Origin of the sequence: Brevundimonas sp. (genome assembly GCF_051858995.1) — a bacterium.
GTDB lineage: Bacteria > Pseudomonadota > Alphaproteobacteria > Caulobacterales > Caulobacteraceae > Brevundimonas.
In genome coordinates this window covers 84,122-96,524 of record NZ_JBHYGN010000009.1, presented here as the reverse complement: position 1 = coordinate 96,524, position 12,403 = coordinate 84,122, and the positions used below count along the sequence as shown (strand labels likewise).

14 protein-coding genes are annotated in these 12,403 nt (G+C 68.3%); 10 read left to right on the top strand and 4 right to left on the bottom strand.

The window, feature by feature from the left end; all coding sequences use genetic code 11:
- The first annotated feature begins 134 nt into the window (after positions 1-134).
- From ACTIEF_RS10055 to ACTIEF_RS10035, 5 genes are all read left to right on the top strand, one after another.
- Entirely contained in the window at positions 135-449 is a 315-nt protein-coding gene (locus tag ACTIEF_RS10055; protein ID WP_439471999.1) for a hypothetical protein, read from the top strand.
- A gap of 28 nt (positions 450-477) precedes the next feature.
- Positions 478-3,777: a carbamoyl-phosphate synthase large subunit gene (gene carB, locus ACTIEF_RS10050; protein ID WP_439471998.1), complete on the top strand. Its 3,300-nt coding sequence runs from the start codon at positions 478-480 to the stop codon at positions 3,775-3,777.
- Complete coding sequence (locus ACTIEF_RS10045) at positions 3,777-5,066, top strand: glycosyltransferase (RefSeq protein WP_439471997.1); 1,290 nt, start codon at positions 3,777-3,779, stop codon at positions 5,064-5,066. The genes carB and ACTIEF_RS10045 overlap by 1 nt, the downstream gene beginning before the upstream one ends.
- On the top strand, positions 5,063-5,353 hold the full coding sequence (locus ACTIEF_RS10040; protein ID WP_439471996.1) for a DUF1294 domain-containing protein: 291 nt from the start codon (positions 5,063-5,065) through the stop codon (positions 5,351-5,353). Before ACTIEF_RS10045 ends, ACTIEF_RS10040 begins: the two co-directional genes overlap by 4 nt.
- Positions 5,354-5,514: 161 nt before the next feature.
- The gene (locus ACTIEF_RS10035) at positions 5,515-5,919 is read left to right on the top strand and encodes a hypothetical protein (protein ID WP_439471995.1); all 405 of its coding nucleotides are present in this window, start codon (positions 5,515-5,517) and stop codon (positions 5,917-5,919) included.
- Positions 5,920-5,965: 46 nt separating this feature from the next.
- Here ACTIEF_RS10035 and ACTIEF_RS10030 read toward each other — a convergent pair whose 3' ends face one another.
- The 3 genes from ACTIEF_RS10030 to ACTIEF_RS10020 are packed head-to-tail and all read right to left on the bottom strand — an operon-like array spanning position 5,966 to position 9,101.
- Positions 5,966-6,709 (bottom strand): hypothetical protein, encoded by a 744-nt coding sequence (locus ACTIEF_RS10030; protein ID WP_439471994.1) that lies wholly within the window; start codon positions 6,707-6,709, stop codon positions 5,966-5,968.
- A gap of 26 nt (positions 6,710-6,735) precedes the next feature.
- A complete protein-coding gene (locus ACTIEF_RS10025; protein ID WP_439471993.1) occupies positions 6,736-7,800 on the bottom strand; it encodes an SGNH/GDSL hydrolase family protein in 1,065 nt (354 codons plus the stop codon).
- Positions 7,801-7,805: 5 nt separating this feature from the next.
- A complete protein-coding gene (locus tag ACTIEF_RS10020; protein ID WP_439471992.1) occupies positions 7,806-9,101 on the bottom strand; it encodes a dicarboxylate/amino acid:cation symporter in 1,296 nt (431 codons plus the stop codon).
- 109 nt (positions 9,102-9,210) lie between these two features.
- Here ACTIEF_RS10020 and ACTIEF_RS10015 point away from each other — a divergent pair, with 109 nt between their 5' ends.
- The 5 genes from ACTIEF_RS10015 (at position 9,211) to ACTIEF_RS09995 (ending at position 12,132) form a co-directional block, all read left to right on the top strand.
- Entirely contained in the window at positions 9,211-9,876 is a 666-nt protein-coding gene (locus ACTIEF_RS10015; protein WP_439471991.1) for a glutathione S-transferase, read from the top strand.
- Positions 9,877-9,954: 78 nt separating this feature from the next.
- Positions 9,955-10,155, top strand: coding sequence for a hypothetical protein (locus ACTIEF_RS10010; RefSeq protein WP_439471990.1), 201 nt, complete (start codon positions 9,955-9,957; stop codon positions 10,153-10,155).
- Between the two features lie 105 nt (positions 10,156-10,260).
- Complete coding sequence (gene greA, locus ACTIEF_RS10005; protein ID WP_439471989.1) at positions 10,261-10,734, top strand: transcription elongation factor GreA; 474 nt, start codon at positions 10,261-10,263, stop codon at positions 10,732-10,734.
- Positions 10,735-10,738: 4 nt separating this feature from the next.
- Positions 10,739-11,155 (top strand): VOC family protein, encoded by a 417-nt coding sequence (locus tag ACTIEF_RS10000; RefSeq protein ID WP_439471988.1) that lies wholly within the window; start codon positions 10,739-10,741, stop codon positions 11,153-11,155.
- Positions 11,152-12,132 (top strand): mitochondrial fission ELM1 family protein, encoded by a 981-nt coding sequence (locus tag ACTIEF_RS09995; RefSeq protein ID WP_439471987.1) that lies wholly within the window; start codon positions 11,152-11,154, stop codon positions 12,130-12,132. The genes ACTIEF_RS10000 and ACTIEF_RS09995 overlap by 4 nt, the downstream gene beginning before the upstream one ends.
- Here the strand turns inward: ACTIEF_RS09995 and ACTIEF_RS09990 are convergent.
- A complete protein-coding gene (locus tag ACTIEF_RS09990; RefSeq protein ID WP_439471986.1) occupies positions 12,129-12,392 on the bottom strand; it encodes a hypothetical protein in 264 nt (87 codons plus the stop codon). The genes ACTIEF_RS09995 and ACTIEF_RS09990 overlap by 4 nt on opposite strands.
- Positions 12,393-12,403 lie beyond the last annotated feature (11 nt).

The following is a 12,403-nucleotide window of genomic DNA, read 5'->3' as shown; positions in this document are numbered from 1 at the left end:
TCGCGGGAGCCGCGCTTTTCGCCTTGTCCCGACGAGCGCGCGTCTTTAGACGGGCCGCTTAACCGACAACCCGACCGAACCGCGCCGGCGAAAGCCTGTGCCGGGTTCGCGCGCGCAAGGAGCCTCCCCCGCCCGTGTCCGCCTCCGACGTCAGCCATGAAGAACGCGACGCCGCTGTGCGCGCGGCCCTGGCGGCGCAGGGGGACAATGGCGTCACGCCCCGGCACACCCTGTTCTACTTCTATGGGGACGGGGACCATGACGACCTGAATGAGGTCGCGCGGCGGGCGGGCTTCGTGACGCGGGGGCAGGACGACATGACCGTCCTGGAAACGACGATCCCGGTCGACGAGGCCGCGTTCGCGCCCGTTTCCGCCATGATGCAATCCTGGGCCGCGGCCTTCCAGCTCGACTACGACGGCTGGGAGTGCGCGGTCGTGACCCACTGAACTCCCCCAAGAAGAAGAGCCTCAGGCCATGCCCAAGCGCACAGACATCAAGTCCATCCTGATCATTGGGGCAGGCCCAATTGTCATCGGTCAGGCGTGCGAGTTCGACTACTCCGGCGTTCAGGCGTGCAAGGCGCTGAAGGCCGAGGGATATAGGGTCATCCTGGTCAACTCAAACCCGGCCACGATCATGACCGATCCGGAGGTGGCCGACGCCACCTATATCGAGCCGATCACACCGGAGATCGTCGAGAAGATCATCGCCAAGGAGAAGCCGGACGCCCTGCTGCCGACCATGGGCGGTCAGACGGCGCTGAACACGGCGCTGGCGCTGGAAGAGTCGGGCGCCCTGAAGCGCCACGGGGTCGAGATGATCGGCGCCAAGGCCGAGGTCATCGACAAGGCCGAGGACCGTCAGAAATTCCGCGACGCCATGGACAAGCTGGGTCTGGAAAGCCCCCGCTCCAAGGCCGCTCACTCGATGGAAGAGGCGCTGGAGGGTCTGGAGTTCGTCGGCCTGCCCGCCGTGATTCGTCCGTCCTTCACCCTGGCCGGCACCGGCGGCGGCATCGCCTTCAACCGCGAGGAGTTCGAGGAGATCGTCCTGCGCGGCCTCGACCTGTCGCCGACCACCGAAGTGCTGATCGAAGAGTCGGTGCTGGGCTGGAAGGAGTACGAGATGGAGGTCGTCCGCGACACGGCGGACAACTGCATCATCATCTGCTCCATCGAGAACGTGGACCCGATGGGCGTGCACACGGGTGACTCGATCACCGTGGCCCCCGCCCTGACGCTGACGGACAAAGAGTACCAGCGCATGCGCACGGGCTCGATCAACGTCCTGCGCGAGATCGGCGTCGAGACCGGCGGGTCGAACGTGCAGTGGGCGATCAATCCGAAGGACGGCCGCATGGTCGTCATCGAGATGAACCCCCGCGTGTCGCGCTCGTCGGCGCTGGCGTCGAAGGCCACCGGCTTCCCCATCGCCAAGGTCGCCGCCCGTCTGGCCGTCGGCTACACCTTGGACGAACTGCAGAACGACATCACCCAGGTCACGCCCGCCTCGTTCGAGCCGAGCATCGACTATGTCGTCACCAAGATCCCGCGCTTCGCCTTCGAGAAATATCCGGGCTCCGAGCCCCTGCTGGGCACCTCGATGAAGTCGGTCGGCGAGGTCATGGCCATCGGTCGGACCTTCCAGGAATCGATGCAGAAGGCCCTGCGCGGCCTCGAGACCGGCCTGAACGGCTTCAACGAGGTCGAGATCGAAGGCGTGTCCGGCGCCGAGGACGACGCCTCGGCCCGCGCCGCCGTCATCCGCGCCCTGGGTGTGCCGACCCCGGACCGCATCCGCGTCATCGCCCAGGCCTTCCGCCACGGCCTGACCGTGGAAGAGGTCAACGCCGCCTGCGCCTACGAGCCGTGGTTCCTGCGCCAGATCGCCGACATCGTCCGCACCGAGGGCCATGTCGTCGTGCAGGGCCTGCCGACCACCGCCAGCGACTTCCGCAAGCTGAAAGCCAAGGGCTTCTCGGACGCCCGTCTGGGCCAACTGACCGGCAAGACCGAGGCCGAGGTCCGCAAGGCCCGCCGCGCCCTTGAAGTCCGCCCGGTGTTCAAGCGCATCGACACCTGCGCCGCCGAGTTCGCCAGCGCCACCGCCTATATGTACTCGACCTACGAGACCGGCGCGCTCGGTCAGGTTCCGCAGAACGAGGCCGATCCCTCGGACCGCAAGAAGGCGATCATTCTGGGCGGCGGGCCGAACCGCATCGGGCAGGGTATCGAGTTCGATTACTGCTGCTGCCACGCGGCCTTCGCCTTCGACGACATCGGCGTCGAGAGCATCATGGTCAACTGCAACCCCGAGACGGTTTCGACCGACTATGACACCTCGGACCGCCTGTATTTCGAGCCGCTGACGGCCGAGGACGTGCTGGAGCTGATCGACGTCGAGCGCTCGAAGGGCGAGCTGATCGGCGTGGTCGTGCAGTTCGGAGGCCAGACGCCGCTGAAGCTGGCCCATGCGCTGCAGGAGGACGGCGTGCCGATCCTGGGCACCACGGTCGACTCGATCGACCTGGCCGAGGACCGCGAGCGCTTCCAGCAGATGCTGAACGACATCGGTCTGAAGCAGCCGCCGAACGGTCTGGCCCGCAGCGCCGAGGAAGCCGCGCAGAAGGCGGAAGAGGTCGGCTACCCGGTCGTCCTGCGCCCCTCCTATGTGCTGGGCGGCCGCGGCATGCAGATCGTCCACGACCGCGAGCAGCTGGACCGCTACGTCCACGAGGCCATGCTGGTTTCGGGCGACGATCCCGTGCTGATCGACCACTATCTGAACCGCGCCACCGAGGTGGACGTGGACGCCCTGTGCGATGACGAGACCGTCTTCGTGGCCGGCGTGCTGGAGCATATCGAGGAAGCCGGCGTCCACTCGGGCGACAGCGCCTGTTCGATGCCGCCGTGGTCGCTGCGTCCCGAGACGGTCGCCGAGCTGAAGCGCCAGACCGAGGCCATGGCCCGGGCGCTGAAGGTGCGCGGCCTGATGAACGTGCAGTTCGCGATTGAAGAGCCGCACAGCGAGAACCCGCGCATCTTCGTGCTGGAAGTGAACCCGCGCGCCTCGCGCACGGCGCCCTTCGTCGCCAAGACCATCGGCCAGCCCATCGCCGCCATCGCCGCCAAGGTCATGGCCGGCGTGCCGCTGAAGTCCTTCGGCCTGACCGACAAGCCCTATGACCATATCGCGGTGAAGGAGGCGGTCTTCCCGTTCGCCCGCTTCGCCGGGGTGGACATCATCCTGGGGCCGGAAATGCGCTCGACCGGCGAGGTCATGGGTCTGGACTGGAAGCGTGAGGGCGAGGCCGACATGGCCCCCGCCTTCGCCCGCGCCTTCGCCAAGTCGCAACTGGGCGGCGGCACCACCCTGCCGACCAGCGGCTGCGCCTTCATCTCGGTGAAGGATGAGGACAAGCCCTTCATCCTCGAGGCCGCCAGGACCCTGCTGGCCGAGGGCTTCACCCTGATCGCCACCGAAGGCACCCACTCCTATCTGGTCGAACAGGGCCTTGAAGTGGGCCATGTGAAGAAGGTGCTGGAAGGCCGTCCGCACATCGTCGACGCGATGAAGAACGGCGAGGTCCAGCTGGTCTTCAACACCACCTCGGGCAAGCAGTCGCTGCAGGACAGCTTCAGCCTGCGTCGCACCGCCCTGATGGGCAAGATCCCCTACTACACCACCGCCGCGGGGGCCCTGGCCGCCGCCCAGGCCATCGGGGCGATCAAGGCGGGCGAGCTCGACGTTCGTCCGATCCAGAACTACGGCTGATGAGGAACGCCGGTCGCATCGTTCTGGCGACCGGCGGCTCCCTCGGGGACCTGCACCCTTTCATCGCCCTGGGCCGGGCGCTTCAGGCGCGCGGGCATGAGGTCGGCATCGCCACGGCGGTCGACTATCGCGACAAGATCAAAGCGGCGGGGCTGGGCTTCCATGAGGTCGGGCCGAGCCTCGTCGACCTGCTTAACGACACCGGCATGGGCGTGGCCGCCCTGACCGAGGCCATCGCCAGGTCCGACCGCTTCCTGTTCGGCGACATCCTGTTGCCCTATGCCGGAGCGGCGGCCCGCGAGCTGATCGCGGCGACCGAGGGGGCCGCCGCCGTGGTGGGGTCGACCCTCGCCATCGGAGCGCAGATGGCCGCCGAGGTTCACCGCATTCCCGGCGTGGCCGTGTCGCTGCAGCCGACCATGGTCTTCTCCCGATACGACCCGCCCTTCCTGCCCGCCGCGCCGTGGCTGAAGCCCGCGACGGGGGGTCCGCAGCTGTGGCTGAACGACCTGACCCGGGCGCTGGGGCGGATGAGCACGGCGCGCTGGACCGGGCCGATGAACGGCATCCGCGCCTCGCTGGGCCTGCCGCCGACGACGGAGAACATCATCTTCGACGCGGGCCGGTCGGCGGACCTGTCGCTGGGTCTCTATTCCTCCCTGCTGAGCCCGCGCCAGCCGGACAGCGCGCCGAATTTCCACGTCGTCGGCTATGCGGCGTATGACAGCGAGACCGGGGCTGCGCCCGCCCTGTCGCCCGCGTTGGAGGCCTTCCTGAGCGAAGGACCGCCGCCGCTGGTCTTCACCCTCGGCAGCGCGGCGGTGCACATCCCGGGCGACTTCTATGTCGAGAGCCTGAAGGCCGCGCGGTTGCTGGGGCGCCGGGCGGTGCTGCTGGTCGGGGCCGACGGGGACCTGAGCCTAGGGGCGGGCGATCCGGACGTCCACGTGGCCGCCTATACCCCCTTCTCCCTGCTGTTCCCGCGCGCGGAAATGGTGGTGCATCAGGGCGGCGTCGGCACGGTGCATCAGGCCCTGCGCGGCGGCCGGCCCCAACTGGTCGTGCCGCATCTGGGGGACCAGTACGACAACGCCGTCCGCGTGGCCCGGATGGGCTGCGGGGCGACGCTGGCGCGGGGGCGGTACCGAGCAGAGACGGTGGCCGGGGTTCTGGCCGGGTTGCTGGATGATCCGGTGACGGCGGTGCGCGCGGCGGAGGCGGCCGGGGTCGTCGGAGCCGAGGATGGGGCGGGCGTGGCGGCGGGGCTGATCAGCGAGTTGGTGGGATGAGCGAGCTGAGCCTGATCGACCGGCTGCTGATCGTGCTAGCGGTGCTGGAGCTGGCTGCGTTCGGCCTGTTCTGGTTCGACAAGGTGCAGGCGCGGAACGGAGACTGGCGGATACGCGAGCGAAGCCTGCTGATCATGGCCCTGTTCGGCGGGATCGGCGCATGGTTCGCCCAGCACCTGCTGCGCCACAAGACGCGCAAGGAGCCGTTCCGGACGCTGCTGGGCGTGGCGGTGGGGGTGCATCTGGTTGGGGTGGCGGTTGGGGTTTGGTGGGTGGTGTCTGCTTGAAACTGCGCCTCCCTTCCCCTCGAGGGGGAGGGCTCAGGTGAGTTCCCGACGATTTGGGCTAGTCCGGCGCGCGAGTTCGACCACGACATCAGTGCAAATTCGCGCACCCCGCCCAACCCCGTGCGTCCAGTAATGACGTATCGCGGGTTTATGGTGACCGCATGCCACACCATCGCCTCCGCAAATATCGCGGCCCGGGGACCTGGGGACAGGTGCGCGAGGCCTATATCGCCGGAGAATCCGGGCCGTCCTGCGCGCGACGGTTCGACGTCGGGTTGGCCAATCTGCGGCGTCGGGCGCGGGCGGAGGGCTGGACCCGCGCCGCCGTCGCCGCCCGGATCGACCTGAAGCCGTTGAGAGGCGGCGCCGATGCTCCGGCGCCCGCGATCCTAGCGCTGTCGCTGGACGACGAACTCGACCTGGACGCCGTTCACCCGCGCGAGGCCATGTTCCGGGCCGTGCGCCGGGCGTCCTCCCTGCTGGCGGCGGGTCAGACGGCGGAAGCGGCGACGCTGCTTCGCGCGGCGGCGGCGCTGGATCGGATGTCCTGGGCGGCGATGGATTAGGGGCAGGCCGGGATGGCCGGGTTTTTGGTATGCTGGAAAGCGGACGCTAGCCTTCGCTGCTCAAGATTGCCTCGTCTTCGGCCGCACGCATATTAGCTCCAAGCACCGCCATGCCCTTTGACGCTGCTTCCTGTACGGCCACCACATCGGCATGCAGCTGCGCCAGCGGGAACCTCCCTCCGAAAAGCTGCACCTCGTCAATCTCCGCATCATAGACGATCGCGCTGCCCTCTACGGCCAAGGCGTGCATCTCGGGCGACTCTTTGTAATCCGCATGGACCACGAGCTCGAACCCCAAGAAGGGTCGGGGGTCGGCGGCGGTCCAGTCGTCCAGTCGCTCATCCATATGCTCGATGTGGTTCCGTAGAGCGCGGTTGCTCAGGCCGTGACGCTCAGGGAGACCGGTCAGATTACGGAGACGCTCCGCTCTCAGCCTACCCATCTCCCCGGAGCTACCCTGTGGCCAGAAAACCTTAGAGACATTCGCCGCAGCCTGAAGCGCGACGCGTATCGCTCGAAAGACTGACCTGTTCTCTCTGCGCTCGACCTCGGGTGGCACGTGTTCGCGAACGGCCGCTAGCTCCCGGATCTCTTCAATCGCGCCCAAAGCATTCGCGCTTTCGGTGATTGCGAAAAGAAGAAAGATTTCGTCGCGGCTAACGCGCGTAATCATCATCTCGGCACCTTTCGACCGCGTACTGATGAGACCGTCAATGGCTCTGCCCGGAACGGTGAACTGCGGTCTCGTCGGCGTCAAAGCGAGTGTCTGCAACGGGTCGAAAGCAGCCATTGGCCAAAGAACAAGACTAGACCCGGTCACTCCTCCCGCCACACCCCCATCTGCTGGATTGCCCCCTCCACCAGCCCCGCCAGCACGGCCTCGTCCGCCAGGGACGGGTGCCAGTCGCAGCCGGCCAGATCGAGGCCGCCCATGTAAACCGGGGTGGCCAGTCCGGGGGTCTCGGCGTTGAGCAGGCCGGCCACCGTGGCGACCTCGGCATGGAAGGCGTCCGAGCCCATCAGGATGAAGCGGGCCTGAGGCTGGGCCTGATGCAGTTCGCCGACGAAGGCGACATAGCGGTCGCGCCAGGCGGCGCGCAGGGCGGCCTCGTCGGACCAGGCCTCGTCCGGATACAGCAGGGTCGAGAAATCGTTGGTGCCCAGATTGATGACGATGACCTGGGGCGTCCAGCGCGGGTCGGCCTCGGCGAGGCGGACCACGTCGTCGGGCTTCAGGCGCGGATAGACCGTCGGCAGGTTCAGGTCGCGCACCCCGCCGTCGTAGTTGCGCACCATGCCGAAGCCCGACCAGGCGTTGACCCGGTAATCGGCGTCGAAGCGACGGGCGGTGACGGGGCCGAAGGCCTGCTGGGTGTCGGTCCGGTCGTGGACCTCCTGCGTCGTGCAGGTCCGGGTGGTCGAGGTGTTGCCATAGCCGACCGTCCAGGAGTCGCCGATGAACTCGATCTGGCGGACGCGGGGACGGGGCGGCAGGGGTGTGGCACCCCCGGCCGGGAAGAAGCCGATGAAGCGGCCGCCGCCGACCTGGCTCTCGGTCAGCTTCTCCAGCCGGACGACATGCTCGCCGGGGGACAGGCCGTCGATGACCACGTCCACTGAACCGGCGGCGCGGAAGACCTGACGCTCCTGTCCATCGACCAGAAGCCGCATGAACTCGGTGTCGGTTTCGAAGCGGACGCGGACGGCGGGGCCGGTGAAGCGGCCCTCGAAATAGACGCCCGGCCAGCCGAAGCTGAGGCCGCCGTCGGGCTCGGCGATGACCCGCCCGCCGATGTTCAGCGGCAGGGGGTCAGCGGTCTGGGCTGAGGCGCCGCCCGCGACGGCGAGCAGCAGGGCGGTGAGGCTGAGGAGGTTACGCATAGGGATCAGATGCCGGCGCCCGGTTCCGGGTCTGTGTCGGCGTCGCGGCCCTCGACGATGCGGGCGGCGGCGAGGTCGGCGGTGACGTTGCCGATGGTGCGGAAGATGTCGGGGATGACCTCCACCGCCAGCAGCAGGGGCAGGACCTGCACCGGCACGCCCATGGCCAGACAGATGGGGGCGATGGAGACGAAGAAGCTGACCTGACCGGGCAGGCCCACGGTGCCGACCGAGACCGCCAGCGCGGTCAGGCCGCCGACGATCCACAGGGCCGGGCCCAGATGGATGCCGTGCAGGTGGGCGACGTAGATGACCACGGCCAGATTGGCGACCGGGCTGGTGATGCGGAACACCGCCACCGCCAGCGGAAGGACAAGGCCCGCCGTCGCCGTGGAGACGCCCAGCGCATTGCGCGCCTGCTCGACCATGGCCGGAAGGCTGGCCAGCGAGGACTGGGTGGAGAAGGCCACCACCTGGGCCGGGACCACGCCGCGCGCGAACCGGGCCAGACCGATCCGCCCGAACGGCACAACGACGGCGTAGATCAGCAGGATCAGGCCGACCTGGGCCAGCACCACGAGGGCGACGTAGTGGCCGAGCACGCCCAGGGCTCCGAGCCCCGCGTTCAGGCCCACGCCCATCGACAGGCTGAACACCCCGATGGGGGCGGCCAGCAGGACCCAGTGAACGATGACGATCATCGTCTCGGACAGGGCCTCGAAGAAGGTCACCAGCGGCGCCCGCAGCCGGGCCTCCAGCCGGGTGGTGGCGAATCCAAACGCAATGGCGAAGACCACGATGCCGAGGATGGCGTCCTCCGCCGCGGCGCGCACGGCGTTGGGCGGGGCCAGGCTGGTGAGGAATGCGGGCAGGCCGCCGCCGTGGGCGTTGTTGATCACCGTCGAGGCGTCCGGCGCGCTGGCCAGCAGGGTGCGCGCCCCCTCCGGGCTGACCGGCCACAGCATGTGCAGCCCCTCCGAGGCGAGGAAGGCGTAGGTCACCGCCCCCAGCAGCAGCAGGCCGAAGACCAGCAGCGCCTTCAGCGCCAGCCGCCCGGTCGCCGCCGCATCCGCGATGGAGGCCACGCCCGTGACCAGCAGGCCGAAGACCAGCGGGATGATCGTCATCTTCAGGGCGTTGAGCCACAGGGTACCGATGGAGCCGATGACGGCCGCCGTCCCCTCCCCGCCCGGCAGGCCCCAGGTCTGCGCCGCCGCCCCCGCGAACAGGCCCGCCAGCAGGGCGACCATCACCCACAGGCTCAGGGATTTCAGTGCGGAGCGGAGTCGGGAGACGGCCATCGGACGAAGCTATGCGGGCTTTTCGCCGGACGCCATCGTCTTGTTCGCCCCCTCTGGACGTCCCTTGGGGAAAGCGGCCACAGTCGGTCCGTTAAGGGGAGCCACGCGCATGATCATCGTCCATCACCTGAACGACTCGCGGTCGCAGCGCGTGCTGTGGCTGCTGGAGGAGCTGGGCGTCGAGTATGAGGTCAAGCGCTACGAGCGGAACGCCAAGACCCGGCTGGCCCCGCCCGAGCTGCGCGCCATCCATCCGCTGGGCAAGTCGCCGGTGATCCAGCATGGCGACATCGTCGTGGCCGAGACGGGGGCCATCGTCGAATATCTGCTGGAGACCTTCGCCGATCCGGGGCTGAAGCCGCCCGCCGGAACGCCCGAGGCGCGGCGCTGGACCTACTGGCTGCACTATGCCGAGGGGTCGGCGATGACGCCCCTGCTGCTGAAGCTGATCTTCGGCGTCGTCCCGCAGCGCTCGCCGCTGCTGATCCGCCCGATCGCCAAGGGCATTTCGAAGAAGGTCGGGGCCGCCCTGATCGATCCGCAGATCGCCAACCACCTGGCCTATTGGGAAGCCGAGCTGGGCAAGTCCGAATGGTTCGCCGGCGAGCGCTTCACCGCCGCCGACATCATGATGAGCTTCCCGCTGGAGGCCGCCGGGTCGCGCGCGCCCTACGGGTCGAACATGCCCAAGACCAAGGCCTTCCTTGAGCGCATCCACGCCCGCCCGGCCTATCAGCGGGCGCTGGAGCGCGGCGGACCCTATGCCTACGCCTGAGTCGTAGCACCGGGGACACAGGCCCGTGAGGACCGCGAAAGGGCGGAAACCCGTACCGGGCGGCGGCGTTAACACTTCATGCGCCTGAAGACCGTCCAGATCGTCGCCGCCCTCGTCGCGGCCCTCGCCTTCGTGCTGGCCTTCATCGCCGCGGGCATATTGCTGGTGTCTGGCCTGTTCATGGCGCTGGGTCTGGCGGCGGTCGCCTGGCTGGCCTGGAGCTTGATCCGTCAGGTGCAAATCCGGGGTCGCAAGCCTGCTACGCTGACGCGCCCTTGAACCTTTCGGCTTAAAGCCCTACCCTCTTGGGCCGGTCGCGTGCGCCCAGCGACCTCTGTGCCGAGTAGTCTCTGTAGTCCGGGCGAAGCAAGAAACTCACGACATATGGAAAAAGTGCCGATGACGGCCGAGGGCTACCGTGTCCTCGACGATCAGCTCAAGCAATTGAAGTCGGTCGAAAGGCCGAGCGTCATCGCGGCCATTTCGGAGGCCCGCGAACACGGCGACCTGTCCGAAAACGCCGAGTATCACGCGGCCAAGGAACGTCAGGGCTGGATCGAAGGCTCCATCGCCGAGATCGAGGACAAGCTGTCCCGCGCCCAGGTGATCGACGTCTCCAAGCTGTCGGGCTCGCAGGTGAAGTTCGGCGCCACGGTCACTGTGGTCGACGAGGACACCGAGGAAGAGGGTCGCTACCAGATCGTCGGCGAGCACGAAGCCGACGTGAAGGCGGGCAAGATCTCCATCGCCTCGCCGATCGCCCGCGCCATGATCTCGAAAGAGGTCGGCGACGTGGTCGAGGTCAACACGCCCGGCGGCGTGAAGGCCTATGAGATCCTCAAGGTCGAGTGGAAATAGTCTGATGACCGCCGACGGGACGCGCTCGCCTCTGGTGTCGCATGTTTCCGTCGGCGTCTCTGACATCCCTCGCTCCGGTGTCTTCTATGACGCCGTGATGGCCGTGCTGGGCGCGCGCCGCGTGATGGAACACGCCGGTGGCATCGGCTACGGACGCACCTTTCCCGAATTCTGGGCTTCAAAGCCGCATGACGGCGCTCCCGCCGGGACCGGCAACGGCGTGCACATCTGCTTCGCCGCCGACGCTCCTGAAACCGTTGACGCCTTCCATGCTGCCGGACTGGCGGCGGGCGGCAGTGACGACGGCGCCCCCGGTCGCCGCCCAGAATACGCCCCCGGCTATTACGCCGCCTTCCTGCGCGACCCCGACGGCAACAAGGTCGAGGCGCTGTGCTGGATCGCGCCGCCTCAGAGCGCGTGACCGAGCCCCTTCGCATTCAGGTCGTTTCCGACGGCCGCATCGGCATGGAGAACCAGGCCCTCGGTCTGGCCGAAGCCCTCCAGCGCCTGACGCCGTCCGAGGTCACGGTCAGCCGCGTGAAGTGGCGCAAGCTGTTCGACAAACTGCCCTCGGCGCTGAAGGCTCAGTGGATGCTGGACCCGGCGTCGGACGATCCCTTCCCGAAGCCCGGCGAGGGCTGGCCAGATGTGTGGATCGCCACCGGCCGCGCCACCCTGCCCCTGTCGCTGATGGCCAGGCGCCGCTCGGGCGGGAAGACCTTCGTCGTCCAGACCCAGGACCCGCGCTGGCGGACCGGCGACTATGATCTGGTGGTCGCCCCGAAGCACGACGGGATCGAGGGGCCGAACGTCCTGTCGATCACCGGATCGCCACATCGGATTTCCGCGCAGCGGCTGGCCGAGGGCGCGGCGGCTTTCGCCGAGCGGCTGGCGCCCCTGCCCCACCCGCGCGTGGCGGTGCTGATCGGCGGCAAATCCCGAGCCCATGACCTGCCTGAGGCTCACGCAGCTGAGTTGGCTGATCGGATCGCGGCGGCGGTGACGGCGGCGGGCGGATCGCTGATGCTGACCTTCTCGCGCCGGACGCCCGAGGCGGCGAAGGTGGCGATGACGGCGCGGCTGTCGCACCTGCCGGGCCTGATCTGGGACGGCGAAGGGCCGAACCCCTATTTCGCCTTCCTGCACGACGCCGACCACATCCTGGTCACCGAGGACAGCGCCAACATGGCCGCGGAAGCCGCCTCGACCGGCAAGCCTGTGCACATCCTGCCGATGGTCGCGACCAAGCCGGCGGACAAGTTCGCCCGCCTGCACGCCGACCTGCGCGAGCGGGGCGCTGCGCGGCCGTTCGAGGGGACGCTGGACAGCTGGAGCTATGAGCCGCTGGCCGAGACGGACCGGGCGGCGCGGGTCATCCTGCAGAAGCTGGGGCGTTAGTCCCCGCCACCGCCGCCCCCGTCAGACCCGCTGTCGCCGCCGTCGACGTGGGCGTCGCCGCCACCGTCCGAGCCGTCCTTCTTTTTCGCATTGGCGGCGTTGGACGCGCCCATCAGGGCGACGCCGATGCCCGAGCCTATAGCGATGCCGATGGGTAGCCAGACGGCGATGTTGTCCATGGCCACGCCGATGGCCGTGCCCATGCTGACGCCCAGACCGATGCCGATCGGCAGGAAGGCTGCTGGATTGGTCTTCTTCATCCCCGACTCCC